The organism is Arthrobacter sp. NPDC080073 (assembly GCF_040686575.1).
Lineage (GTDB): Bacteria > Actinomycetota > Actinomycetes > Actinomycetales > Micrococcaceae > Arthrobacter.
The window spans coordinates 170,913-195,469 of sequence record NZ_JBFBKR010000003.1; the positions used below are offsets into that span (position 1 = coordinate 170,913).

The 24,557-nt window shown below is 65.8% G+C and carries 20 protein-coding genes; 9 read left to right on the forward strand and 11 right to left on the reverse strand.

The window, feature by feature from the left end; all coding sequences use genetic code 11:
• Positions 1–68: 68 nt before the first annotated feature.
• The 3 genes from AB0O52_RS04980 to AB0O52_RS04990 all read right to left on the reverse strand — a co-directional run bounded on the left by AB0O52_RS04980 (position 69) and on the right by AB0O52_RS04990 (position 1,762).
• Positions 69–461 (reverse strand): hypothetical protein, encoded by a 393-nt coding sequence (locus AB0O52_RS04980; RefSeq protein ID WP_364534250.1) that lies wholly within the window; start codon positions 459–461, stop codon positions 69–71.
• Positions 462–538: 77 nt separating this feature from the next.
• Positions 539–1,369, reverse strand: coding sequence for a slipin family protein (locus tag AB0O52_RS04985; RefSeq protein ID WP_364534253.1), 831 nt, complete (start codon positions 1,367–1,369; stop codon positions 539–541).
• Positions 1,370–1,576: 207 nt separating this feature from the next.
• Positions 1,577–1,762, reverse strand: coding sequence for a hypothetical protein (locus tag AB0O52_RS04990; RefSeq protein ID WP_364534256.1), 186 nt, complete (start codon positions 1,760–1,762; stop codon positions 1,577–1,579).
• Positions 1,763–1,875: 113 nt separating this feature from the next.
• Between AB0O52_RS04990 and hrpB the strand changes: the two genes are divergently transcribed.
• From hrpB to AB0O52_RS05005, 3 genes are all read left to right on the forward strand, one after another.
• The gene (hrpB, locus tag AB0O52_RS04995) at positions 1,876–4,596 is read left to right on the forward strand and encodes an ATP-dependent helicase HrpB (RefSeq protein WP_364534259.1); all 2,721 of its coding nucleotides are present in this window, start codon (positions 1,876–1,878) and stop codon (positions 4,594–4,596) included.
• A gap of 67 nt (positions 4,597–4,663) precedes the next feature.
• Positions 4,664–5,416 carry a M50 family metallopeptidase gene (locus AB0O52_RS05000; protein ID WP_364534805.1) on the forward strand — a complete coding sequence of 251 codons (753 nt, stop codon included), beginning with the start codon at positions 4,664–4,666 and terminating at the stop codon, positions 5,414–5,416.
• Positions 5,417–5,529: 113 nt separating this feature from the next.
• Positions 5,530–7,707: an elongation factor G-like protein EF-G2 gene (locus tag AB0O52_RS05005; protein ID WP_364534262.1), complete on the forward strand. Its 2,178-nt coding sequence runs from the start codon at positions 5,530–5,532 to the stop codon at positions 7,705–7,707.
• 3 nt (positions 7,708–7,710) lie between these two features.
• On the opposite strand, the gene AB0O52_RS05010 is transcribed toward AB0O52_RS05005, so the two are convergent.
• The 8 genes from AB0O52_RS05010 to kynA are packed head-to-tail and all read right to left on the reverse strand — an operon-like array spanning position 7,711 to position 15,037.
• Entirely contained in the window at positions 7,711–8,376 is a 666-nt protein-coding gene (locus AB0O52_RS05010) for an alpha/beta family hydrolase (RefSeq protein ID WP_364534265.1), read from the reverse strand.
• Positions 8,377–8,378: 2 nt separating this feature from the next.
• Positions 8,379–8,999 carry an L-threonylcarbamoyladenylate synthase gene (locus tag AB0O52_RS05015; RefSeq protein WP_364534268.1) on the reverse strand — a complete coding sequence of 207 codons (621 nt, stop codon included), beginning with the start codon at positions 8,997–8,999 and terminating at the stop codon, positions 8,379–8,381.
• 27 nt (positions 9,000–9,026) lie between these two features.
• Positions 9,027–9,872 carry an ABC transporter permease gene (locus tag AB0O52_RS05020; protein ID WP_364534271.1) on the reverse strand — a complete coding sequence of 282 codons (846 nt, stop codon included), beginning with the start codon at positions 9,870–9,872 and terminating at the stop codon, positions 9,027–9,029.
• A 16-nt stretch (positions 9,873–9,888) separates the two neighbouring features.
• Positions 9,889–10,875, reverse strand: a complete 987-nt coding sequence (locus AB0O52_RS05025) for an ABC transporter ATP-binding protein (protein WP_364534274.1) — start codon at positions 10,873–10,875, stop codon at positions 9,889–9,891.
• Positions 10,872–11,957: a DUF2092 domain-containing protein gene (locus AB0O52_RS05030; protein ID WP_364534277.1), complete on the reverse strand. Its 1,086-nt coding sequence runs from the start codon at positions 11,955–11,957 to the stop codon at positions 10,872–10,874. The genes AB0O52_RS05025 and AB0O52_RS05030 overlap by 4 nt, the downstream gene beginning before the upstream one ends.
• Positions 11,958–12,013: 56 nt before the next feature.
• Positions 12,014–12,868 carry a PaaX family transcriptional regulator C-terminal domain-containing protein gene (locus AB0O52_RS05035; protein ID WP_364534280.1) on the reverse strand — a complete coding sequence of 285 codons (855 nt, stop codon included), beginning with the start codon at positions 12,866–12,868 and terminating at the stop codon, positions 12,014–12,016.
• A complete protein-coding gene (locus AB0O52_RS05040; protein WP_364534283.1) occupies positions 12,865–14,103 on the reverse strand; it encodes an aminotransferase class V-fold PLP-dependent enzyme in 1,239 nt (412 codons plus the stop codon). Before AB0O52_RS05040 ends, AB0O52_RS05035 begins: the two co-directional genes overlap by 4 nt.
• A gap of 49 nt (positions 14,104–14,152) precedes the next feature.
• Positions 14,153–15,037 (reverse strand): tryptophan 2,3-dioxygenase, encoded by an 885-nt coding sequence (kynA, locus tag AB0O52_RS05045; protein WP_364534285.1) that lies wholly within the window; start codon positions 15,035–15,037, stop codon positions 14,153–14,155.
• Positions 15,038–15,195: 158 nt separating this feature from the next.
• Between kynA and AB0O52_RS05050 the strand changes: the two genes are divergently transcribed.
• The 6 genes from AB0O52_RS05050 (at position 15,196) to AB0O52_RS05075 (ending at position 24,543) form a co-directional block, all read left to right on the forward strand.
• Positions 15,196–16,677 carry an aspartate kinase gene (locus tag AB0O52_RS05050; RefSeq protein ID WP_364534288.1) on the forward strand — a complete coding sequence of 494 codons (1,482 nt, stop codon included), beginning with the start codon at positions 15,196–15,198 and terminating at the stop codon, positions 16,675–16,677.
• A gap of 111 nt (positions 16,678–16,788) precedes the next feature.
• Positions 16,789–18,189 carry a diaminobutyrate--2-oxoglutarate transaminase family protein gene (locus AB0O52_RS05055; protein WP_364534291.1) on the forward strand — a complete coding sequence of 467 codons (1,401 nt, stop codon included), beginning with the start codon at positions 16,789–16,791 and terminating at the stop codon, positions 18,187–18,189.
• Between the two features lie 33 nt (positions 18,190–18,222).
• Positions 18,223–22,392 (forward strand): Pls/PosA family non-ribosomal peptide synthetase, encoded by a 4,170-nt coding sequence (locus AB0O52_RS05060; protein ID WP_364534294.1) that lies wholly within the window; start codon positions 18,223–18,225, stop codon positions 22,390–22,392.
• Positions 22,393–22,444: 52 nt separating this feature from the next.
• The gene (locus tag AB0O52_RS05065) at positions 22,445–22,942 is read left to right on the forward strand and encodes an HAD domain-containing protein (protein WP_364534297.1); all 498 of its coding nucleotides are present in this window, start codon (positions 22,445–22,447) and stop codon (positions 22,940–22,942) included.
• Between the two features lie 168 nt (positions 22,943–23,110).
• Complete coding sequence (locus AB0O52_RS05070; protein WP_364534300.1) at positions 23,111–24,325, forward strand: inorganic phosphate transporter; 1,215 nt, start codon at positions 23,111–23,113, stop codon at positions 24,323–24,325.
• The gene (locus AB0O52_RS05075; RefSeq protein ID WP_364534303.1) at positions 24,322–24,543 is read left to right on the forward strand and encodes a hypothetical protein; all 222 of its coding nucleotides are present in this window, start codon (positions 24,322–24,324) and stop codon (positions 24,541–24,543) included. Before AB0O52_RS05070 ends, AB0O52_RS05075 begins: the two co-directional genes overlap by 4 nt.
• The last annotated feature ends 14 nt before the right edge of the window (positions 24,544–24,557 follow it).

The following is a 24,557-nucleotide window of genomic DNA, read 5'->3' on the forward strand; positions in this document are numbered from 1 at the left end:
ACCTCGTGGGCGGCGCGTCAGGGTGGAGTCTTGTGCAGCGGGCCGGCGGCCCGGTGCGGCCGTGGATTTTACGTGCGACTGATGCACAGATCGCCCGGGGAAGGACTGCCCGGGCGGTGCGAATTGCCGGAGACCAGGGCGCCGGACCCGGCCGTGGCCGCACTGGCATAGGGCGCGACGCCGGGTACGGGTGCTGTCAGCGTGTTATGGCCTGGCGCAGGTATGCAGACGGCGTGCAGGGCCGACATCCCGGTGCACGTGCCCGTGCTTGTGCAAGACGGCGCCGCCGGTGAAGCCGCGTGATGGACTGCTTGCTCGCTCACGACCGGTGCGGCGTGCATGCTGTGGCCACCTGCCATGACGTGCATCCCGACGATTCCGGCGATGATCGACAGCAATCCTGCCAACAGGCCCATACGGAGGAGGAAGACGGCGGCGCGGCCCCGCAGGGGGTCGGTCATGGTCTTCCTCCTTTTGCAGCCCGTGTGCCCGGTTCCCGGGTTACGACGGGTTCAACGAGCATAAGCGCCATTAGGTTTCATCCGGCCGCCATGGTCCGTCCCGTCATGGTCCTCGGTGGTTGTGCGGCCTTCGCGGCGGCGGCTTCGCGGGCAAGGAATGCTCCGAGCTCGCCAATGGTACTCATCAAGGGCGCGGGGAAGACGACAGTGGTGTTCTTGTCAACGCCGATCTCCACCATGGACTGCAGATTGCGCAACTGCAGGGCCAAAGGGTGGGCCATCATGGTGTCCGAGGCCATGCCCAGTGCGGCCGCGGCCAGGGATTCGCCTTCGGCGGCGATGATCTTCGCGCGCTTCTCACGCTCGGCTTCGGCTTGGCGGGCCATGGCGCGCTTCATGCTGTCCGGCAGCTGGATGTCCTTGAGTTCCACGAGGGTCACTTCGACTCCCCATTCCAAGGTCAGCCCGTCCAGGATCTGGCGGATGTTGGCATTGATGACATCCGTTTCCGCGAGCGTTTCGTCAAGCGTATGCTGGCCGACTACTTTGCGGAGCGTGGTCTGTGCGATCTGGTCGATTGCGGCGTAGACGTTTTCGATGGCAAGGACGGACTTGATGGCGTCCACCACCCGGAAATACGCGACGGCTGAAATGTCCAGGCTGACGTTGTCCCGAGTGATGATGCCCTGGGACTGGATGGGCAGGGTGACGATCCGCAGGGAGATTTTCCTCAGCCGGTCGACGAACGGGATGATGATCACCAGGCCCGGGGTCCGGAGGCCCTGGACCTTCCCCAGCCGTAACAGGACACCGCGCTCATACTGGGTGACAATGTGGACGGCCATCGCAAACCAGATGACCAGCAGGACAATCAAGACAATCAGCCAGGTGATGGCGTCCGCTGTCATGGCCGCCCACCGGCTTCATCGCTGAGTGCTGACGCGTTCATGGCAGAGATCCTTCGGTGGCAGTGGAGGGAAAGGGGAGCCCAATTTCCGCAGCGAGGCAGGCGAACCCGCTTAAGTTGTATCTCCAGTACACACCTTGGATCCGCCGAGTTGTAGGGCCACAAATGAAAGGAACGTCCCCGGGGGACGTTCCTTCAATTTCGTGGCTTAGACCCTTTCGCGGGTCCGGTCGATGACCGGCTCCGGATCGTTGGTGAACTCACGGTGGCGGCGTGGGAAGGCCCAGAACCTGAAGTCCTTTGCGTCCACCTTGGGTTCAGGGCGTTCCTCGGGTTCCTGTGAGGCATCTTTCCTGGTGTCCCGCCCGAAATCCTTGTAGTAGCCGTAGCACATCACAGACCTCCTTCTAGCAACTGCCCTTTAATCGTCCTCCCGATCCGGCACGCAGTCCACCTTTCAGGTGCGGATCCGCACATAGGCACTCCGCAAATAGGCACAATGGAGGAGTGAAATCCCCACTTGTGGCCCGGAACGCCGCGCTCGCATACCGCCCTTTCGACCTGGACACGATCGGCGCGGGACTGGTCTTCGGAGAATCGCTGGGGGAACTCGCCAAAGTCCTCGCTGCCGGCGGAACGGCAGGAACCGCCGTCGTGCAGGCGCCCCCGGGCACCGGCAAGACGACACTCGTGCCGCCCCTGCTGGCCAACATCGCGCTCGCCGACACCGCGGCCGGCGCCGTCACAGGGAAAGAGCGCCCGCGGGTGATCGTGACCCAACCACGGCGGGTCGCAGCACGCTCAGCCGCTCGGCGCCTCGCCGCCCTCGACGGAAGCCGGCTCGGCGATCGCGTCGGGTACACGGTCCGCGGAGAAAGCCAGACGGGTCCGGGGACCATCATCGAGTTCGTCACTCCGGGAATCCTCCTGCGCCGGCTGCTCGCGGACCCTGGGCTTGAGGCCGCCAGCGCCGTGATCCTGGACGAGGTTCACGAACGCGGCCTGGAGACGGACATGTTGCTCGGAATGCTCATCGAGGTCCGTGAGCTGCGGGAGGACCTCACCCTCGTCGCGATGTCTGCGACGCTGGACGCCCCGCGGTTCGCCGCGCTGATGGGAGGTGCCGGCGTCGGACAAGGCACGGACGGAAAGGACGACGGCGGCGGGCCGGCACCCGTCGTCGACTGTCCGTCCGCGCTGCATCCCCTGAAGGTGGACTGGGCGCCCGCGGCAGGTCCGCGGCTGGACGGACGCGGCGTGACCCGCACCTTCCTGGACCATGTGGCGGACACGGCGGCGGCGTCGTACACGGACACGCTCGCAGCCGATCCCGACATCGACGCCCTGGTCTTCGTCCCGGGTGCTTGGGAGGTCTCCTCCGTCGCTTCCCGGCTGCGCGCCCGCCTGGCTGTGAGGGCACCGGACACGGAGGTATTGGAGCTTCACGGCCAGGCAAGTCCGGCGGAACAAGACCGGGCGGTTTCCGGCCGTGAGCCCGGCGGACCTCCCCGGATCATCGTCTCGACCGCCCTGGCCGAATCCTCCCTGACAGTTCCGGGAGTCCGGCTCGTCATCGACTCGGGGCTGTCCCGTGAACTACGGCGTGACGCCAACCGCGGCATGTCCGGCCTGGTCACGGTCTCGTGCTCCCGTGCGTCCGCCGAACAACGCGCCGGACGCGCGGCACGCCAAGGGCCCGGGCGTGTGGTCCGCTGCTACGAGCAAAAAACGTATGGTGCCGCACCGGCGCACCCCACCCCGGAAATTGCGGCCGCGGACCTGACGGGCGCCGCGCTCGTCCTGGCCTGTTGGGGATCGCCCGGCGGCCGGGGCCTGGCACTTCCGGACGCCCCGCCGCAAGGCGCGATGGATGACGCAATTGAAGTGCTGCGGGAACTTGGTGCGATCGACCCGGACGGACTGGCCACCGACGTGGGAAAGACCCTGGCCAGGATCCCCGCCGATCCACGGCTGGCCCGCGCACTGCTGGATGGTGCCGCCACAGTCGGGCACCGCGCTGCTGCCGAGGCGGTCGCCCTCGTGGGCGGGGATCAACGGGCCCCCGGAGCTGACCTGACGCGCCTCCTGGCCACACTCAGGACAGGCAAAGACCCAGCAGCCCGGCGTTGGGCCGAGGATGTCCGCCGCATGGAGGCGATCGCACGCCAGGAGCGATCCGCCGTCGGGCCTTCCCCGACCGCACGGCCAAGCCGGCCTTCCCCGGCGAGCGCCGCCGAGTCCGTGGGGTTCGTCGTCGCGCTCGCGTTCCCGGACCGCGTGGCGCGCCGGGTTCCAGGCACCGGCCCTGAACGCTACTTGCTGACGTCCGGGACACGGGCGGGGCTGCCGGCGGGCAGTCCACTCGCCGGCCACGAATGGCTTGCCGTGGCCGAAGTGTCCCGCGCGGAGGGCCGGGATGCGGCAGGGACCGGCGCCGTCATCCGTTCCGCCGCGCCCTTGGCAGCGGATGCGGCGGAAGCTGCCGCCAACCACCTCCTGAGCGACATGGTGGAAGCCGAATTCAAGCAGGGCCGCGTCACCGCCCGGCAGGTACGGCGACTGGGAGCGATCCTGCTTTCGTCGACCCCCGTGCGCCCTTCCATCGACGACGGGCGCGTCGCCGTAGCCCGCGCGCTGGCGAAGGAGGGACTGGGGACCATTGGATGGTCACCGGCCGCCGATGCGTTGCGTCGACGGCTGGCTTTGCTGCACAGGGAACTGGGCGAGCCATGGCCGGACGTCTCCGGGCCGGCGTTGCTGGCCCGGCTGGAGAAGTGGCTCGCGCCGGAGCTCGAAGCGCTCGCCGGAGGCGCTGCTACGAGCGGGATCGACCTGGCCGAGCCGTTGCGGCGGCTCTTGCCGTGGCCGGAGGCCGCCCGTCTCGGTGAGCTGGCGCCGGAATGGCTTGAGGTGCCGAGCGGCTCGCGGGTGCGGATCGACTACCCGGACGCAGCGGACGACGGCGGGCGGCCGGTGGTGGCCGTGAAGTTGCAGGAGTGCTTCGGCTGGGCTGAGACGCCCCGTTTGGTAGGCGGACGGGTGCCGGTGCTGTTCCACCTTCTTTCTCCGGCCAGGCGACCCCTGGCTGTGACGGATGACCTGTCTTCCTTTTGGTCCGGTCCCTATGCCCAGGTCCGTGCCGAAATGCGCGGCCGCTATCCGAAGCATCCCTGGCCCGAAGATCCGTGGACAGCGCCCGCCACGGCCAGGACCAAGCGGAAGATGTGACTCCGGGCGTGGTGGTGGCAGCCGTCTGGCAGGCATTCACAGGCTTCTTCTTTAGGATGCCACGGTGATGAACATGGAATTGCGTCCCGCTGACCTGGCCAACGACTGGTGGCAGGCCGTGCTGCGGGGATTCACGACGGCGGAGGTTCCGAACCTGGCGACTCCGGTGGTGTTGGGCATCCTGGCTGCGGCCGTCGTGCTGAGTATCCCGCGGGCCACATGGCGTTGGTTCGGCCTCTATGTGACCTTCGTGCATGAACTGGGCCACGCCTTCGCCGCTCTCATGACGGGCCGGATTGTCCACGGGCTCCGGATCGGACTGGACCACTCCGGGCAGCTCCTGAGCAGCGGGCGCGGCACGTTCGGCGCAGCCTGGTCCGGTTTCTGGGGATATCCGAGTCCCGCGGTGGTAGGTGCGGCGCTCATCTGGTCGGTGTCGGCGGGGCGGTCGGGGGCGGCCATGTCCATCGGCGCGCTGGTGTTGCTGCTCGCACTGATCTTCCTGCGGAACTTCACCGGAATCCTCGTGGCGCTCCTGAGCGCGGCGATTGCCCAGCTTCTTGTCATGTTCGGCACGGCCTTGACGGTCAGCAATGTGGTGCTGGGACTTGGCATAGCCCTCGAGGTGGGGGCGGTGCGGGACTGGTTCAAGGTGGCTTCGGTGCACACCCGCCGCCGGGACCGGCTCGCGTCGTCGGATGCCTACATCCTGGCCCGTTCCACCGGGGTGCCGTCGTTGATGTGGCTGGTCGCTTTCGCTGTTGTCATTGCAGCAAGCGCGGCCATCTCCGTTCGAGTGGTGTGGGGCTTGCTCACCTGAGCCTCCGGTTTCGGCACCGACTGGATCGATTGCTCTTGCCGTGCGCCGGTCCAGGGTGTGGAATCGGTTAGCAAAGGACGCGGGGGATTCGGCTTCTACTCCAGGAGGTGCTCATGTCGGTGAAAGGCCCAGGCAGCGCGACGAAGGGATCGAACCGGACCAACCCCGATCTTCGACGCGCGGACCCTTCTTCGGCGCCCGCCGATCGGCCCGAAAACATCCGCAACGTCGTCCTGATCGGCCGTTCGGGCGCGGGAAAGACGATGCTGCTCGAATCACTGCTCTACGCTGCCGGGGTCGTATCCCGGATGGGTTCGATCGTGGATGGCACCACGGTGAGTGACTCGGAAGCGACGGCCATCCACCAGCAGCGATCCATCGGACTATCCGCGGCGCCCCTGGTATTCGACGACGTCAAAGTGAACCTTCTGGACACCCCGGGGTACGCCGATTTCATGGGAGAGCTGCGGGCCGGGCTGCGTGCTGCGGATGCGGCGCTGTTCGTGGTGTCGGCCGTTGACGGGGTCGACGCCGGGACCACCGCCCTGTGGGGTGAATGCGAGCGCGTCGGCATGCCGCGGGCAGTGGTGATCAGCCGGCTTGACCATCCGCGGGCGAACTACGATGCCGTCCTGGCCGAATGCAGGGCTGCCTTCGGCGATTCCGTCCTGCCCCTTCACCTGCCGGTCCGCAACGGTGACGCTGTCTCGGGCGTGCTCGGGCTGCTTTCGGGCTCGGTGTCGGAGTACACGTCCGGGGAGCCACGACCCGTGGTCCGTCCCGCGACTGCGGCGGAACTGGCCGGCGCGGAGGGTGTCCGCGGGGAACTCATCGAGGGCATCATTTCCGAGAGCGAGGATGAGACCTTGATGGACCGGTACCTCGGCGGAGAGGAGGTACCCATCGATACCCTCGTGGAGGATTTGGAGACCGCGATCGTCCGAGGGACGTTCTTTCCGGTGCTGGCAAGTTCCTCCGTGACAGGAGTCGGCACCGCCGAACTGCTGGAATTGCTGACCCGGGCGTTTCCGTCTCCGATCGAGCGAACCCTCCCGGCCGTAACCGACCTGGGCGGGAAACCGGTCGCGCCCCTGGCATGCGATCCGGATGGACCGCTCCTTGGCGAAGTGGTACGCACTACCGTTGACCCGTTCCTTGGACGGGTGTGCCTTGTGCGGCTCTTCTCAGGAACGCTTCGCGAGGACTCTGCCGTGCACGTGGGAGGGCACGGCCTGGCCGAGCGGGGCCACCCCGACCACGACAGCGACGAGCGGATCACGCACCTTTACTCGCCGTTGGGATCCAGTCTCCGGCCGGTACAGTTCGCCGTGGCCGGGGACATTTGCGCGCTGGCGAAGGTGGCGAGCGCCGAGACGGGAGACACGGTGTCCGCCCGCGAGGCTCCATTGCTCGTGGAAACCTGGGACATGCCCGAGCCGCTGATGCCTGTGGCGATCGAAGCGGCCTCGCACGGCGATGAGGACGCGCTCTCCAAGAGCCTGGCCAAGGTCGCGGCCGGAGATCCGACCCTGAGGGTGGAGCGCAACTCCGAGACGCACCAGCTGGTCTTGTGGTGCATGGGCGAGGCCCACTCTGAGGCAGTCCTGGACCGTTTGCGCGAGCAGGGAGTGAAGCTTCAGACCGTCGACGTCATCACGCCGCTCCGGGAGACCTTCGCCACACAGGCCGCCGGCCACGGGCGCTATGTCAAGCAATCCGGTGGCCACGGACAGTACGCGATTTGCGACATCGAAGTGGAACCCCTCGATCGCGGGGGAGGCTTCGAATTCGTCGACCGGATCGTGGGTGGGGTCATCCCCGGCACGTATGTCGTGTCGGTCGAGAAAGGCGTCCGTGCCCAGATGAGCAAGGGCGTGCGGGCGGGGTTCCCGGTGGTCGATATCAGGGTGACCCTGGTAGGTGGCAAGACGCACAGCGTCGATTCATCGGACGCAGCTTTCCAGGCGGCCGGCGCGTTGGCCTTGCGGGAGGCCGCCGCGGCGGGCACCATCCAACTCCTTGAACCGATTTCGGCCGTCACGGTCCTCGTGGCCGACGAGCATGTGGGCGCGGTCATGAGCGATCTGTCCTCGCGGCGCGGACGCGTCACCGGGACGACCTCCGTTGGCGGAGAAAGAACTGAGATCAGTGCCGAAGTTCCAGAACAGGAATTGGTGCGGTACGCGATCGTGCTGCGGGGACTGACTGCGGGAAGCGGTCGATTCCGCCGCGAGTATCTGCGGCATGAGCCGCTGCCTCCCGGCATAGCCGTTGCCGCGGCGAAAGCCTGAGGCTCAGCTGTTCTTGCGAAGGAATGCTGACACCGGGGCCGCCAGCGACGCTCCGACGTCCGCCGCGCCCGTTTTGATTCCCACGCGGTTGAAGGAATGGTCGCCGCCGTCCCACCACTCGATGGTGGCGGTGGGTCCAATCCGGGCCACCACGTTTTCGAGCAGCTCGGGCGTCGCGAAAGTATCCCGGGTGCCCTGCAGGAAGAGCATGGGCAGCGTGAGCCCGTAGAGGTGCTCGTCGCGGAGCTTCTCCGGTTTTCCGGGCGGGTGGAGCGGGTAGCCGAGGTAGACGAGTCCGGCCGCGCGCATGCCTTCGGCGACCGCCATCGATGCCATGCGACCGCCGAAGGACTTGCCGGCCGCCCACAGCGGTTCACCCTCTGAACGCGACGCCGCCGCCTCCATGACGGCCCGCCACGCCGCGACCGCGGCAGGCGGCCGGTCGGGGAACCTCTTGCCGGCTTCCCGGTAGGGGAAGTTGAAGCGCAGGGTCGCGACGCCGTCGTCATTCAACGCGTGCGCGAGGCCGCCCAGGAACGGATGCTCCATGCCCGCCCCGGCGCCGTGGGCGAGCACGAGGGTCGCAACCGGTTTGTCGGGCCGGGCGTAGATACCGGAGATCGCTGTACCGTCGGCGTCGACCGTGACACGGGATTCGTCGCTGCGCATGGTCACTCGAACCGGGAGGGGTCGCCGTTGCCGCGCCTGACCACTTCCGCTGTGCCGCTGGAGAAGTCCACCACGGTCGTGGGCTCTGCGCCGGTGTCTCCGGAATCGATCACCGCTTCCACGAGGTTGTCCAGGCGTTCCTTGATTTCCCAGCCCTGGGTCAAGGGCTCCTCCTCGTCGGGAAGCAGCAAGGTGCTGGAAAGGAGAGGCTCGCCCAGTTCGCCCAGCAAGGCCTGGACAAAATTATGGTCCGGAATCCGCACGCCTACTGTCTTCTTTTTGGGGTGCAGGAGACGGCGCGGCACTTCCTTCGTGGCCGGCAGGATGAAGGTGTAGCTTCCCGGCGTGACGGCCTTGATGCTTCGGAACACATCGTTGTCGATCATGACGAATTGCCCGAGCTGCGCGAAGTCTTTGCAGACCAAGGTGAAATGGTGCTTGCTGTCGAGCTGCCGGATCGAACGGATCCGGTCGAGGGCTTCCCTGTTGCCGATTTGCGCGCCGAGCGCGTAGCAGGAATCGGTGGGGTACGCGATCAGCCCGCCCGACTGGAGGATATTCACCACCTGGGCAATGGCGCGTGGTTGGGGGTCCTGCGGGTGGACATCGAAGAATCTTGCCATGCCACGAGCTTACGGGCAGGCCCTACTTCAGGACAGGACGTCCTTGCTCGTGAACTTGCCATAAGCCAGTGCCCCGGCCGCCACGATGTAGCCCGCCTGCAGCAGGGCATTGTCGCCGAAGCTCGTCCATGAGATGGGTTGGCGCAAAAGATCGGCGAAACCCAACCAGTAATGGCTGAACAGCCACGGGTGCAGCCACTCCAATTGCGGCAGGTTGTCCGCCACTTGCGACACCACGGACAACACGATGGTCGCAGCCATGGCCCCGACCGGCACGTCCGTAAAGGTGGAAATTGCCAGCCCGATGGCGGACAGCCCCAACAGTGACACCGCGATATACGCGGCAATCAGCAAGGAACGCACCACGGATTCGCCGACGCCGATCGTGTCGCCGGAGAGCAGCGTGACGGGGCCGACCGGGAAGAGCGCGACTCCGGCCAGCGCACCGGCGGCGGCCACCGTCAGGGTCGCGGCCAGGCAGAAGGCCGCGGCGGCCGCGTATTTGATCAACAAGAGGCGGACGCGTCCCGCCGGGGCGACGAGCAAGTACCTGAGCGTGCCAAGGTTTGCTTCTCCGGCAATCGTGTCGCCGGCCACCACTCCGATCGTGAGCGGCAGGAACAAGGGCACGGAAACGATCATCGCCGTCACGCCGACGAAAAGCCCGTTCTGGGTGATCCGGTCCAGGAAGGGCGGACCCCGCCCCGGCGCCACGGGATGCGAGCTCAGCTTGACCGCCGCGGCGATAAGGATGGGAATCGCGGCGAGTGCCAGGAGCATGGCCCATGTCCGCAGCCGCCTGAACAGCACCGAGAGCTCCGAGGCCATGAGCGACCACGAGCTTGATGGCCGGGCCTTCGGCGCGGCATCCATGACTGCAGTTTCGTGTTCAGCCGGCAATGTCGAAGCCCTCTCCGGTAAGGGAGACGAAACGCTCCTCCAGGCTGGCATTCTCCACCCCGAAGCCCCGCACCCGTACGCCGTCCGACACGAGGGCAGCCACGATCGCCTCGGGAGCCACCTCGTGCCCCGGTGGACCGGTGCTGACGAGGCTACGGCCATCGGGGCCGTACGAGCCGGGCGGCGGAGCAGACAGTTCCGATTGCAGGCCCAGCCTCGAGAGCACCCGGACGGCGGCCTCAATATCGGGCGTGTGGAGACGGATCGTGGCTCTTCCCGCGGCGCGCAGCTCGTGCAGGGTTCCCTGCGCCACGAGCTTGCCCACGCTCATGACTCCCACATGGGTGCACATCTGCTCCACTTCCGCGAGGAGATGACTGGAAACGAACACCGTGGTGCCTCCAGCCGCCAGGGAGCGGACCAGGCTGCGGACCTCCCGGGTCCCTTGCGGATCCAGGCCGTTGGTGGGTTCGTCCAGGACAAGCAGGTCCCTCGGACGCAGCAGGGCATCGGCAATTCCGAGCCGCTGCTTCATCCCGAGGGAATAGGCGCGGACCTTCTTGCCTGCGGCGTGGGACAACCCGACCCTCTCGAGCGCTTCATCCACCCGTGCGGCCCGGGTCCGCGGGGAAGCATGGAGATCGGCGCTGTCCAATCGCCGGAGGTTCGCTGCCCCGGACAGGAAAGGGTAGAACGCCGGGCCTTCCACGAGCGAGCCAACATTGGGCAGGACTGTTGCCAGTTGGCGCGGCATTTCGCCGCCAAGGACCCGGATGCGGCCGTCCGTGGCGGCCGCCAAGCCAAGCAGTAACCGGATGGTCGTGGTCTTGCCGGAGCCATTGGGACCGAGGAAGCCAAAGACTGAACCGCGGGGAACTGCCAGGTCGACGCCGTCGACGGCGGCCCGGTGCCCGAACCGCTTGCTGAGGCCTTGGGTCTGGATCGCCAGTTCAGCCGGCGCGGATGCCTCCGTCATTTCGTGGCGGCTGCGGACTGCAACCGCTCAAGTGGCACCATTCCCGCGAAGACGCGGCCGTCGTCGAGCATCAAGACAGTAACCAGGCTGGTGGTCAGCGCGCGGCCGCCCGCGACCGGCTGGGTGAGCTGGGCAAACAACGGAGCCGAGCGGACATCAGTTGGCGCCGTGCCCGCGGGCAGGGCCATCACTGCGTCCCAGCCGGTCCCTGTGATGGTGGGCCGGCCCGTTGCCCCCTTTGCCTGCGGTGCCTGCCCGGGCTTGCCGGGGAGCGCACGCAGCTGCGGGGTTGCCTTCTCCTCCACGGCGGCACCGCGGGGCGGCGTGAAACTGAACAGGGCGGCGTCGGGCGTTGACAAGCTCAGTTCAGTGAACGAGAGCGAAAAGGCCGCTGCGGCCTGGCCGCGTGCCCGCACATCGACGCCGAGCGGCAGGCCCGAGGCGGAGTCCACGGCGATCGTCACGGAATCGACGAGCGTGCCGGCACTGCGCGGCTTGATCACCAATGGGTAGGCCGTGTGGCCGGCCACGGTGGTTCCGTCGCCCACTGTCACGTCCGTGGTGGGCCCGACGGCGGCGAGGAAGTGCTGCGCGAGAACGTCAGGGGTGGTGACCCCCGGGGCCGGTGTCGCGTGCGGGGCCGCTGTGCGCGCGGGTTCAGCGGGCATCGTCATGTGCGCGGCGCTGTTGTCGGCCGAGTTGTAGAGCCAGACATCGTTGCCGTTGCGGACGAGGTCGCGCTCGGCGAGCATGTCCATCACCTGGAACCTGGCCTTGGCGGGACCATCCAGGTAGACCCGGGCCGTGTGTGAACCGCTCAGAAGTTCGATGACCGAAGCCGGACCCTGTGTTGCGGTTGGCCCGGCGGAGGGCAGCTGGGGGAGTCCCAGTTCGGAACTTTGTTGAAGGGTTCCGGACAAGGAGTGGACGTTGGCGCGGGCGATCATCGCGATGACTTCTTCTGCCGTTTTGTGCGGCAGGCTCGTCGCTGCTCCCGCCTGGTAGGAACCAGCCAGGGCTGCCGCAGCAAGCGCTACCGGGACAAGAGCGGCCGGCAACCAACGCAACCAGGGGCGAGTCATGGCAACCTCGCGAACCATCCACCATCGGGGAAGTTCATGCTTCCAGAGTACTCCTGCTAGCCTTCCAGCGTCCTCCGCACGAAGTCCGCGCTCGCCCGTGAATAAACGGCTCCGAGACGCTCGAATAGGGCGATTCCCGCCGTGCCGGGCCAATCCTCGGGAAGGAACTCGGCCGGCAGTCCTGGATCCAGGTACGGAATGATCCGCCAGCGGTCGATGCATCGGACATAGCGGGCGAAGGTTTCGGCGGAGGCCGGGCCGCCGCCGGAACCGTTGCCCGGGCCGCCGCCGTCGTCCTCGGCACGATGATGCCGGATGAAGTCCCGATGCAGTTCTGCCACGGCCTCCAGATCCCACCATGCTGATGCGGCATCCCGGAGGCTGCCGCCGACCAAGGGAGTGTCCGTGACGAACACCGTGGCCATGCCGCGCAGCTCCAGGTCCGCCAGGATCTCCTCCACCTCCTCCCGCAGCGAATCCGGGCAGATCCACAGCCCTGCGGCCACCGTGCCGCAGCCGATCCAGTGCAATCTGCGCCTCAACTGGTGCCGCTTTTCCCGCTCCGATTCCGGAATGGAAAAGGACACCAGGCACCAGCGGTCCGCGGGCGACATAAGGCGGGGGTTGAAGATCCGCCGGTCGCCGCGGGCAAGCATCGCTGCGGCGCCCTCGGTGACGGCGAAGCCGGCAACACCGTGACGCATTTGCGGAAGGACGATTTCCTTCTTCTTCAACCGTGACAAGGCCGTCCGGGAGACAGGCGCAGCCACCCCCAGGGCCTCCATGAGGGCGATGATGTGCCTCGTGGACATCCATCCGCCGGCCTCGCGCAGGTAGAGGCCGATGACCGTGCGAAGCAACGACGTGGTACTCCCGGGCCGGGAGTCCATGTCGTCGAGGACGGCGCTCACAGGAGTTCGCTGAGGGCGTCCCGGATGGCGGTCACGCCCAGCTCAACCTCCGCGTAGCTGGTGCTGAGCGGCGAGAGACCGATCCGCAGTCCATGCGGCGGACGGAAATCCGGAATGACACCGCGTTCCCACAGCGTCTGGGTCACCTCGCCGAAGAGGGGATGGTCCACTGTGATGTGTGACCCACGCTCTGCGGTGTTGCGCGGGCTGACAATCTCGGCGCCGAGGGGGACCAGCATGTCCTCGGCCAAGGCGACCGCGTACTCCGTGAGTTTGATGGACTTCTCCCGCACGGCGTCCATTCCCACTGATGCGATCAACTCCACCATGTCCTTGAGCGGCTGCATGGCCAGCACCGGGGGAGTGCCCGTGATGAAGCTTCGGATCCCCTTCGCCGGCTTGTAGCTTTCCGTCATCCCGAAGGGGTCGTCGGCGCCCATCCAGCCCCAAATGGGCTGTTGCAGCCGGTCCTGCTGCGAAGCGTTGACGTAAGCGAACGCGGGCGAGCCCGGGCCGCCGTTGAGGTATTTGTACGTGCAACCCACGGCAAGGTCCACACCCCACGCGTCCAGTTCGAGGGGTACCGAGCCTACCGAGTGGCACAGATCCCAGAGCATGAGCGCTCCGGCGTGCTTGACCATGGCGGTGATCCCCGCGGCGTCCGCCAGGAAACCGGAACGGTAAGCCACGTGGCTGAGCACGACGACGGCGGTCCGCTCGCTGAGCAGTCCCTCGAGGTCCGCGGTCCGGACGCCGCTGGCCGGGTTGGAGGCGACCCATTTGATGGTGGCGCCCTTTTCCGCGGCTATGCCCTCGATGATGAAACGGTCCGTGGGGAAGTTGTCCCGGTCCACGACAATCTCATCGCGGCCCGGCTGGGCGTCGACGGCGGCCCGGATGAGTTTGTAGAGCATCACTGAAGTGGAGTCTCCCACGGTGACCTGGCCGGCCGCGGCGCCCAGGGTGACGACGCCGATCCGGTCGCCTACCGTGGTGGGCTCGTCCATCCACTGTTCGTCCCAGCCACGGATGAGGCGGCTGCCCCAGGCGTCCTCGACGAATGACGCGAGCTTCGCCGATGTCGCCTTGAGCGGACGGCCGAGGGAGTTTCCGTCGAGGTAAGCCATGAGTTGGCCGCCTCCAGGGGAGTAAAAGGCCTCACGCTGCGGGGCGAGGGGATCCACGGCGTCGAGTTCTGCCGACGTCGGCCATTGCGTTTGCTGAGCGCTGTTCATGTCTCTCCTGAAGGAAGCTGATGGGTTGTCTGTTTGCCTGGATTGCTGTTCAGTTGCCGATCTCGGTGCGGACGGCGTAAAGCTCGGGGAAGAAGGTCAGGTCAAGGGCCCGCTTGAGGAAGTCGACGCCCGAGGAGCCGCCCGTACCCACCTTGAATCCGATGGTCCGTTGCACCGTACGCAAGTGCCGGAAGCGCCAGGCGTGGAAGTTGTCCTCGATGTCCACGAGGTCTTCGCAGGCCTCGTAGAAACCCCATGGCGTGGCTTCGGATTCGTAGATCTCCTGGAAGACCGGGACCAGGTCCTTCCGGAACGTCCACGGTTCGCTGGTATCGCGTTCGAGGATTTCGGCGGGAACGGCATAACCGGCCCGCGCCAGCACCGCGAGGAAGGCGTCGTAGAGGGTCGGCTCCGCCAGGAGGGTGCTGAGCTGGCTATGCGCCGCCGGATCGCTCTCGAAAACCCGGAGCATGCCGCGGTTCTTGTTGCCCAGCAGGAACTCGACGGCGCGGTACTGGTGGGACTGGAAGCCCGACGAGCTGCCCAGGAAGCGCCGGAATTCGGAGTACTCGCGAGGAGTGAGGGTGCCCAGGACAGACCACTGCTCGGTCATGGTCCGCTGGATCGCCTTGACGCGTGCGATGCATTTGAGGGCCTTGGCAAGGTTGTCCGCATCAAGGAGGCGGCGGGCTTCAAGGAGTTCATGCAGGACGAGCTTGAGCCACAGTTCGCTGGTCTGGTGCTGGATGATGAACAGCAATTCGTCATGGTGTTCCGGGGTGCTCAACGGGTGCTGGGCGGTGAGGAGGCGGTCAAGGTCCAGGTACCCGCCGTAGGACATGGCCTGGCTGAAGTCGGTGCGGACCGAATCCTCGATGGGTCTGATGCTCTGGGCACTGATGCCCTCTTGGGAGTTGCCGGCGCGGTTTTCCATGTATTGAGCGTATCACTCGCGTGACGAACGTCAAGATAGTGAATTTTTTGGTGCCCTTGACGTCGTTACTAAGGCTACTTTTTGTTGCCCAAGTGAACCGCTCCCGAGGTTTGTACGTTGTAAAATCGGCAAGGGGGGTGTGGGCGCCAGGAGGCTCCATGTACCAGCAGACAGTCAGCATCCGGGATATACGAGCAGACGGTCGGCATCCGGAGGCGGACGGACCAAAACGCTTCCCCGGTCTCGAACAGGCGGCGCTACGTGCGCGTACCGAGCTTCGGGCCCGGGATCTCATAGTGCAGAAATACGGGGGCTCCTCCGTAGCCGATGCGGCAGCCATCAAGCGAGTGGCCCGGCGGATCGCTGAGACCCGGCAGGCCGGACATCCGCTGGTGGTCGTGGTTTCGGCCATGGGCGACACCACAGACGAACTGCTTGACCTGGCCGTCTCCCTCAGCCCGAGTCCTCCCGCCGGCGAACTCGACACGTTGCTGACCACGGGCGAACGGATCTCCGTGACGCTGCTGGCGATTGCCTTGTCCGACCTGGGTGTTCCTTCACGGACCTTCAGCGGAAAAAAGGCCGGACTGATAACCGATGGCATCCACGGCAAGGCGCACATTGTCAACGTTGACCCGCACCGTATCCGTGCATGCTTGGCGCGCGAAGAAGTTGCCATTGTCGCCGGGTTCCAGGGCAAGGGCCTCAAGAAGAAAGAGGTCACCACCCTCGGCCGGGGCGGTTCGGACATCACGGCCGTCGCTTTGGCCGCGGCGTTGGGCGCCGGAATGTGCGAGATTTACACCGACGTCGATGGCGTGTACACCGCTGACCCGCGGGTCGTTCCCCGCGCGCGGAAAATCGACGTCATTTCAACCGCGGAAATGCTGGAGCTGGCTGCGTCCGGTTCCAAAGTCGTGCATGCCAGATGTCTTGAATATGCGGGCCGTTTTGGCGTCCCTATCCATGTGCGCTCCTCTTTCAACCGGCGTATAGGAACCTTGATCCTGCCAGGCCGGGACCAGGAGGCGGAATGGGACCACAAGCCGGTGTGGGACAGGGCTCCGGCCGTTGAGCAGCCAGTGGTCTCTGCGGTTCTCTGCGACAAGTCCGTGGCGAAGCTGACGCTGATGGGCGTCGCGGACGGCGTCGGAAAGTCCGCAGAAATCTTCGGGCTTCTTGCCGATGTGCGCGCCCGGGTGGAGATGGCCGTTCAATGCGCCTCGTCCGCGCGCGCCGGCGGGAGCGACATTTCGCTGGCGGTTTCCGGCCCGGACGGATTCCGTGTCCGTGCCGCCCTGTCCGCTGCCCGGAGGGCCATTGGCTTCGTGGACCTCCAGTACGACGGCCAGATCGGCAGGCTGTCACTGATCGGGCTGGGCATGCGTACTGACGCGCAGGTCGTTTCCCGGCTCTTCACGGCCCTTTCGGACGCAGGAGCCGGGACCGAGTTGATCTCGGCGTCGGATACGCGCATCGACGTTGCTGTCCGCGCGGCCGTGCTTGAAGACGCGCAGCGGGCTGTGCGTTCGGCCTTCGGACTGGACCATGCAGGACCGGACTCTGCAGGACCGGACTCTGCAGGGCCGGACTCTGCAGGGCCGGATCATGCAGGAGAGGAGGCCACGAAAGCGCCGTAGCGGGGCCGCAGCACCTGCACCCATCCTCCCCGCGTCACCCAGGCAGGGCCGCGGGAAGGGCTCGATCATTGATCCGCCTCCGCGGATCCCCGGGATAAGGACACGATCGCCATGAACACTCTCCCGCAGCAGGCTACCTTGACCTCGGCACATGTAACCGGGCCCCTCCCGGGACCCAGGTCTGCCGAGTTGCTGGCGCATCAGGAACGCAACGAATCCAATGCCCGCACCTATCCGCGGCACCTTCCCATCGCGATTGCCGAGGGCTCCGGGGCCTTCGTGCGGGACGTCGATGACAATGTCTTCATTGATTTCCTCGCCGGTGCCGGGGTTTTGTCCCTCGGGCACAGCCATCCGGAACTGGTTGAGGTCGTGGCCGGACAACTGCGGAGATTGAGCCATGGACTTGATTTCCCGACGCCGGCGAAGGATGCCTTCACGACGGCGCAGCTGTCCATGCTTCCCTGGGGGCTTGCCGATCGGATGAAGATCCACTTCTGCGGACCGACCGGTGCGAACGCCGTGGATGCTGCCGTCAAACTGTGCAAGACGGCCACCGGGCGCGGGGACATCGTGTGTTTCCAGGGGGCTTTCCACGGTAGCAGCGCAGTGGGGATGGCGTTGACCGGACTGGTTGAACAGAAGCAAGCGGTGGCCAACGGGGTGCCCGGAGTGCACTTCTTCCCTTATTCTTACTGCGCACAGTGTCCCTTGGGCCTGCACCCGGAGACTTGTTCGACAAACTGCGTCCAATTCCTGGAACATTCCCTCAAAGACCCGCTCGGGGGCATTCCGCTTCCCGCGGCCGTCATCATGGAAATGGTCCAAGGCGAGGGAGGAGTGGTACCGGCCACCGCCGAATTCGCCCGAACCGTGCGCAGGGTAACCCGCGAGCTGGGCATCCCGATGATTATCGATGAGATCCAGACCGGGGGCGGGCGCACCGGAACCTGGTTCGCGTTCGAGCAATACGGGATCGAGCCGGATGTCATCGTCGCATCCAAGGCCCTCAGCGGAATCGGACTCCCGGTTGCCCTGATCATCTACAACAAGGACCTCGACCGCTGGCTCCCCGGCGCCCACACCGGAACATTCCGCGGAAACCAGCTGGCATTCGCCGCGGGGGCCGCAGCAGCCGAGATCATCCGGCGCGACGACGTTCTCGGCAACGTCCGCAGGCGCGGCACGCAGATTGCCCGGCTTCTCGCCCCCGTGGCCGGCAACCCCTGGGTGCGCGAGGTGCGCGGCCGCGGCCTGATGTGGGGGATCGAGTTCGCCGATCCGGATACCGGCCGGCCTGCCGGAGACCTGGCCCGGGCAGTGCAGCGAAATGCCCTGGAGCGGGGCCTGATACTCGAATGCGGCGGCCGGGACGACTGCGTGGTCAGGCTCCTGCCTCCACTGAACATCACCGAAGAACTCGTCGACGCCGCCTGCCGGCTCCTTCTGTCTGCCATTGCCGAACAAAGTGCCATGGCAGAACACAGGACCACGACAGGCGCGGCCCGGTAAGGCCGGACACAAGGCCAGGACAAGGAGGCGAACATGGGAAGGCACGTGGATCCGGGCCGGACCTCCGGCGGAGCGGCCACACGCCCCCGCTCCCTGGTCCAGCTCAGGGACGGCGCCCCGGTCCTGGTCGGCGCCGCGCCGGGCAACTCAGGACTGGGCAACACAGGACCGGGCAACTCAGGACTGGGCAACACAATCCGGTGGAGCCCCGGCGAGCGGCTTGAGGAGCTCTTCGAGAACCGGTGCGACCGGCTACGGGCCGAAGGCCGCAGCCGTCATCCTGCCGTGGAAACGGCGGATGGCTCGCTCAGCTACGAAGAACTGGACGCCCGGGCCAACAGGCTCGCCCGCTACCTCCTTGCCCGCGGGGTAAGGCCCGGCGACAGAATCGCGCTCCTGTTCGATGACCCGGTACGGTCCTATGTCGGCATGCTTGCGGTCCTCAAGGCCCACGCCGTCTACGTGCCCCTGGACCCGGTGTTCCCGCCAGGGAGAATTTCCTATATCGCCGCAGACGCCGGCGTCACCATGCTCCTGACTGTCTCCCGCCTCGCGGACAGCCTCCCGCCCGGGACTGCGGAGCTGGCCGTTCGCGTGGACAAGGAGGACCACCGCATCGCCGCGTTTGAATCCTCCCGCCTGGCTTGGGCGGGGCAGGCATCCCCGGACAACGGGCTGGCCTACATCATCTACACTTCCGGATCCACGGGACGGCCCAAGGGAGTGGCCATCACCCATGCCAGCATCTGCCACTTCGTGCGGATTGCCGCCGAAACCTATGGGTACGATCCCCGCGACCGGGTCTACCAAGGCATGACCACGGCTTTCGACTTCTCCGTGGAGGAGATCTGGGTGCCTTGGATGGTCGGGGCCACCTTGGTGCCCCGGCCGCCCGGGAACAACCTCCTCGGACCGGATCTTGCCGAGTTCATCGAGGCCCGGAACATCACCGCCCTTTGCTGCGTGCCGACCCTGCTGGCCACGCTCGACGACGACATGCCCGCGCTGCGGTTCCTGCTCGTCTCCGGTGAAGCCTGCCCGGAAGACCTTGTGGAGCGGTGGCACCGGCCCGGCCGGCGTTTCCTGAATGTCTACGGGCCTACCGAAGCGACCGTGACAGCCACGTGGGGCACAGCGGAGCCCGGCAAGCCCGTGACCCTGGGCAAACCGTTGCCCGGCTATTCGGCGGTCATCCTGGATCCCGTCCAGGACCGCGCACTGCCCCGCGGCGAGCTGGGAGAAATCGGACTGGCCGGCATCGGGCTCGCCCGGGGTTACGTCAACCGGCCCGAACTGACAGAAAAGGCATTCATTCCCGATTTCCTGGGCCTGGAGGACAACCCGTCCCATCGCATCTACCGCACCGGTGACCTCGGCCGGTTCAACGACCAGGACGAAATCGAGTACCACGGACGCACCGACACGCAGGTGAAGGTCCGGGGCTATCGGATTGAGCTGAGCGAAATCGAAAGCGTCCTTCTGCAGATGCCCGGGATAGCGATGGCAGTCGTGAAGGCGTGGGAGCCCGGACCGGGAATCACGGAACTTGCCGCCTACTACACGCTGCACCGGAACGCACCCAAGGTGGAAGGAGGCGAGCTCCGCGCCTGGCTGCGCGAACGGCTCCCCGCCTACATGGTGCCGGGCTATTTCCAGCCCCTCCGGACCATGCCGATGATGGTCAGCGGGAAAGTGGACCGCGGCAGGCTTCCAGATCCCTCCGGCCCGCGCGCGGTCAGTACAGATTCCGCCGACACCGGGCCGGTAACTCCTACGGAACGGATCCTGGCCCCGGCCCTCGCTGCGGCACTCCAGCTCACGTCAGTCTCCACCACCGCCGATTTCTTCAACGACCTCGGGGCAAATTCCCTGCTGTTGGCTCATTTCTGCGCCAACGTCCGCAAGGAAGCCAACCCGCCTTCAGTCTCGATGCGCGACATCTATGCACATCCGACCATCGCCGCCTTGGCGGCCGCCCTGGACGCCGCGAACGGCGAGGCGCTGGGGGTGTCCCCGGCACAGGCCAGGGAAACCGCAATGGCTGAGCCGTACCTGCGTGTAGGCACTCGCCAGTACCTGCTGTGCGGGCTTCTGCAGGCGTTAGCCGGGCTGTTCTACGCTTACGTGGTCGTGCTCATCCCCTTCACCGGTGAGCAGTGGATCGGCGGGTCGCGGCAGCCCGGCGTCGTCGTGGCGCGCTCCGCCGTCGTCGGGACCATATCGTTCCTGGCATTGGCGGTCATACCCGTTGTGCTCAAATGGATGCTGATCGGCCGGTGGAAGGCCGAGGAGTTCCCTATCTGGTCCTTGCGGTACGTCCGCTTCTGGTTTATCAAGACATTGGTCAACACGAGCCCGCTCCGCTTGTTCGTCGGGACGCCGGTCTTTCCGTTATATCTCCGCGCACTCGGGGCCAGGATCGGCCCCCGGGTAACCATCCTCTCCTCAAGGATTCCCGCCTGCACCGACCTGCTGACGGTAGGTGCCGGCACGGTGATCCGGAGGGATTGCAGCTTCAATTGCTACCGTGCCCACGCCGGCCGGATCCAGACGGGGACCGTCACTTTGGGCCGCAATGTCCTGATCGGCGAACAGACGACGCTGGACATTGACACAGCCATGGGCGATGACGCCCAACTGGGGCACAGCTCCTGCCTGCATCGCTTCCAGGCTGTTCCGGATGGGGGAGCGTGGGCAGGCTCACCCGCCGAGCCCACCAACGCCAGCTACCGCAGGGCGGGACAAGCCACGTCAGGGCCGGCCCGTCGGGCCAGTTTCAGTTTCTGGACCCTGCTGGTCCACGTGGTTTTGGTGTCAGCCCTCGGGCTTGGAGCCATCGACCTGGTACTCGCCTCTCTCCCGACTGGAGAAACAAACCCGGGCCGGCCGCTTTTCTGGGAAGCGCTCCTGCTCATTTCCGGGGTCCTTCTTTTCGGCAGCATCCTTGTCGCTTTCGCCATTGCAGCCACGCTTCCCAGGCTGCTTGCGTTGCTCCTGGCCCCTGGCAAGGACTACCCCCTTTACGGCTTCCGATTCGGACTCTTGCGGACAGCTCAGCGCCTGACCAACCTCAAAGCCCTCCTCCAGCTCACCGGAGACAGCTCCCTGATCGTCTACTACCTGAACGTCCTCGGCTATCACCAGCCGGACCTGGTGCAGACCGGATCAAATTTCGGCGTCGGACTCAAGCATGACAGCCCCACCCTGACCACAGTCGGCAGCGGCACCATGGTCTCCGATGGCCTGTCGATCATCCATGCCGACTACTCGAACACCGCTTTCCGCCTCTCTCCTGCCGCCATTGGGGCCAAGAGCTTCTTCGGGAACAACATCGCCTATCCCGCCGGAGCGAGGCTAGGGGACAACTGCCTGCTGGGGACGAAGACCATGGTGCCCGTGGAGGGCCCGCTCCGCGAAGGAGTGGGACTCCTGGGCTCACCTCCCTTTGAAATACCGCGCACCGTGGACCGTGACAACACCTTTGACCGGTTCAGGACGCCTGAGGAACGGGCGCGCCGGATCCCGGCAAAGAACATCCACAACACCGTGACGGTGATCTACTACCTGCTTGCCCGCTGGGCCGAGCTGTACGTGATACTCCTCGCTGCCTGGGCATCGCAAGCTTTCCTCCCCACCGCAGGAGCGCTAGCCGCCTTGGCCGCGGTCGGAACAATGGTGACGACCACCGGCGCCGTGATGATCCTCGTCGAGTGGGCATCCCTCGGATTCAGGAGACTTTCGCCGACCTTTTGCTCCATTTACGAAGTGCCCTTCTGGCGCCATGAGCGCTTCTGGAAGCTCGGAGCCGGAGGCATTGTCCAAATGTTCAACGGTACGCCGTTCAAAGCCGTGATCTGGCGAATCCTGGGGGCTCGGATAGGCAAGAAGGTCTTCGACGACGGTTGCGGGCTCCCGGAAAAGACCCTCGTCACCATCGGGGACTACTGCACCCTAAACGCCTATTCCGTTGCGCAATGCCACTCGATGGAAGACGGCGCGTTCAAACTCGATGCCGTCAATATTGGTCCCGGCTGCACCCTTGGAGTGGGCGCATTCGTCCACTACGGAACCACCCTGCACGAAGGTGCCCAGCTCGAAGCCGACTCGTTCCTGATGAAGGGCGAAGACGTCCCGGCCCACAGCATCTTCGGCGGCAATCCCGCACGCCAACTCACGCGGCAAGCCACCCCCGGACTGCACTGACACGCAGCGCTTGCCTTACGCTGGCCTTGTTGGCACGTCGGGGAGGGGCTTCATGGCCACGGTGTCGCTGTATCTGGACGTCGACGGCGTGGTGAGCCCCTTCGGGCCCATGGGCTTCACCGATTGGGGCACTGAATGGAAAATCGCCGACGCCGGAATCCTGGACGTCGTTTACGCCTCCGAACTGGTTGACGAGCTCAATGAGCTGGCCGCCCATCCCGGGGCGAGGTTTGTCTGGCTGACGAGCTGGCAGCGGCTCGCTCCCGAGTTCCTGTGCCCGGCAATCGGCCTCCACGGCGAGCACTGGCCCGTCCTGACGAGCGACATGTGGGACCAGACCGCTGATTGGTGGAAGCTGGACGTTTTGCAAAAGGACGTCCAGGAATCCGGAGCCGAACGCATCGTGTGGATGGACGATCAGCTGAACCATGAAGCCGCTGCCCGGTCCTGGGCCGAATTCCTCGGCAACCGTGTGCTTTGGATCTCCCCGGACCCGCGGAGGGGCCTGTCACGGAGCGACATCGCGGCCGTTCGGCAATTCCTTGGATGATTCGATGTTTGGCCATGCCGGCGATCGCACGTAAGATTCTTAAGGTTTCACGCCCACCATAGATAATTCCGCCAGTGCAGTCAGATGAAGGATTGCTGAACTGTTTTGGGTTAGGCAGGCCCTGGGAAGTGGAACTGCGCATCGTCGACTCTGCAGATTGGGCACAAGGTGGGAATCACCTTCATGGTCGCGCTTGTCATAGCGCTGGCCTTATTTTTTGACTTCACCAACGGGTTCCACGACACTGCGAACGCCATGGCGACTCCGATCGCCACGGGTGCCATCAAGCCCAAGACGGCTGTCGCCCTGGCCGCGGTGCTCAACCTCGTGGGCGCCTTTCTCTCGACCGAAGTGGCAAAGACCATCTCCGGAGGCCTTATCCGAGAGGGCACGGACGGCATCCACATCACGCCGGAGATCATCTTCGCCGGACTGATGGGGGCCGTCCTGTGGAACATGTTCACCTGGCTCAAGGGGCTGCCGTCGAGTTCTTCGCACGCGCTTTTCGGCGGCCTCATCGGTGCGGCAATCGTCGGCGTCGGCCTCCACGCCGTCAACTTCGACACCGTGCTCCAGAAAGTCATCCTTCCTGCCATCTTCTCGCCGCTGCTCGCCGGTGCCGTGGCCTATCTGTGCACCAAGCTGGCCTACGCCCTGACGTCCCGCCATGACCCCGAAACCGGCGACAAACTGACCCAGAAGCGCGGCGGATTCCGTGCAGGCCAGATCTTCACCTCCAGCCTTGTCGCGTTGGCGCACGGTACCAACGACGCGCAAAAGACGATGGGCATCATCACCTTGGTCCTGATCGCCGCCGGAACCCAACCGGCCGGCAGCGGACCACTCCTCTGGGTGATCGGAGCCTGCGCCCTCGCTATCGCCATCGGCACCTATGCCGGCGGCTGGCGCATCATCCGGACCATGGGCTCGGGGCTGACCGACGTCAAACCGGCGCAGGGCTTCTCGGCGGAAGCCAGCACCGCTTCGGCCATCCTTGCTTCCTCCCATCTTGGCTTTGCGCTGTCCACCACCCAGGTGGCCTCCGGTTCGGTCATTGGCTCGGGACTCGGACGCAAGGGCACCACGGTGCGCTGGGGAACCGTGGGGCGCATCGCCACCGGCTGGCTTTTCACCCTCCCTGCGGCTGCCATCGTGGGCGCCTTGACCGCGCTCCTCATCGGCGCCGGCACCGCCGGCGTGGTGATCGCTGTAGTTGTGGGCACCGCCGTCGTTGTCTTTATGTTCATTTACTCGAGGAAGTCGCACGTGGGCCACCACAACGCCGTCGAAGTCGAGGAAGCAGGCACCGCAGTCCGCTTCCGTAAGAAGAAAGCTAAAAAACAGATTCCGGGCAAAAGCACGAGCAAGGACATCCGGTCATGAAGTGGTTGGATCTGGTGGAGGTAGCCGGCGCAACCCTTGTGGCAGCCGTGCTGCTCGTTGTGCTGTATTCCCTCGGTGTCCGTCTCACCGCCATCGCGGGCGACGCCCGGCAGAAGTCGCCGGTCATGGTCCGCTCCCTCGCCTACGTGTGCTTCGCGGCCTGCGGAATCGCTGTGCTTTTCGGGATCTACCTGATCGTCCCGTACTTCACGAAGTAGCTGTGAACGCCGCT

What these genes read in the sequence shown, in the direction of transcription:
- AB0O52_RS05030 (WP_364534277.1), bottom strand. Translation starts at nt 11,957, where the DNA reads ATGACTCGCCCCTGGTTGCGTTGGTTGCCGGCCGCTCTTGTCCCGGTA.
- AB0O52_RS04990 (WP_364534256.1), bottom strand. Translation starts at nt 1,762, where the DNA reads ATGTGCTACGGCTACTACAAGGATTTCGGGCGGGACACCAGGAAAGAT.
- AB0O52_RS05040 (WP_364534283.1), bottom strand. Translation starts at nt 14,103, where the DNA reads ATGAACAGCGCTCAGCAAACGCAATGGCCGACGTCGGCAGAACTCGAC.
- AB0O52_RS05000 (WP_364534805.1), top strand. Translation starts at nt 4,664, where the DNA reads ATGAACATGGAATTGCGTCCCGCTGACCTGGCCAACGACTGGTGGCAG.
- AB0O52_RS05025 (WP_364534274.1), bottom strand. Translation starts at nt 10,875, where the DNA reads ATGACGGAGGCATCCGCGCCGGCTGAACTGGCGATCCAGACCCAAGGC.
- AB0O52_RS05050 (WP_364534288.1), top strand. Translation starts at nt 15,196, where the DNA reads ATGTACCAGCAGACAGTCAGCATCCGGGATATACGAGCAGACGGTCGG.
- AB0O52_RS05065 (WP_364534297.1), top strand. Translation starts at nt 22,445, where the DNA reads ATGGCCACGGTGTCGCTGTATCTGGACGTCGACGGCGTGGTGAGCCCC.
- AB0O52_RS05015 (WP_364534268.1), bottom strand. Translation starts at nt 8,999, where the DNA reads ATGGCAAGATTCTTCGATGTCCACCCGCAGGACCCCCAACCACGCGCC.
- AB0O52_RS05020 (WP_364534271.1), bottom strand. Translation starts at nt 9,872, where the DNA reads ATGGATGCCGCGCCGAAGGCCCGGCCATCAAGCTCGTGGTCGCTCATG.
- AB0O52_RS05055 (WP_364534291.1), top strand. Translation starts at nt 16,789, where the DNA reads ATGAACACTCTCCCGCAGCAGGCTACCTTGACCTCGGCACATGTAACC.
- AB0O52_RS05075 (WP_364534303.1), top strand. Translation starts at nt 24,322, where the DNA reads ATGAAGTGGTTGGATCTGGTGGAGGTAGCCGGCGCAACCCTTGTGGCA.
- AB0O52_RS05005 (WP_364534262.1), top strand. Translation starts at nt 5,530, where the DNA reads ATGTCGGTGAAAGGCCCAGGCAGCGCGACGAAGGGATCGAACCGGACC.
- AB0O52_RS05010 (WP_364534265.1), bottom strand. Translation starts at nt 8,376, where the DNA reads ATGCGCAGCGACGAATCCCGTGTCACGGTCGACGCCGACGGTACAGCG.
- AB0O52_RS04985 (WP_364534253.1), bottom strand. Translation starts at nt 1,369, where the DNA reads ATGACAGCGGACGCCATCACCTGGCTGATTGTCTTGATTGTCCTGCTG.
- AB0O52_RS04980 (WP_364534250.1), bottom strand. Translation starts at nt 461, where the DNA reads ATGACCGACCCCCTGCGGGGCCGCGCCGCCGTCTTCCTCCTCCGTATG.
- kynA (WP_364534285.1), bottom strand. Translation starts at nt 15,037, where the DNA reads ATGGAAAACCGCGCCGGCAACTCCCAAGAGGGCATCAGTGCCCAGAGC.
- AB0O52_RS05060 (WP_364534294.1), top strand. Translation starts at nt 18,223, where the DNA reads ATGGGAAGGCACGTGGATCCGGGCCGGACCTCCGGCGGAGCGGCCACA.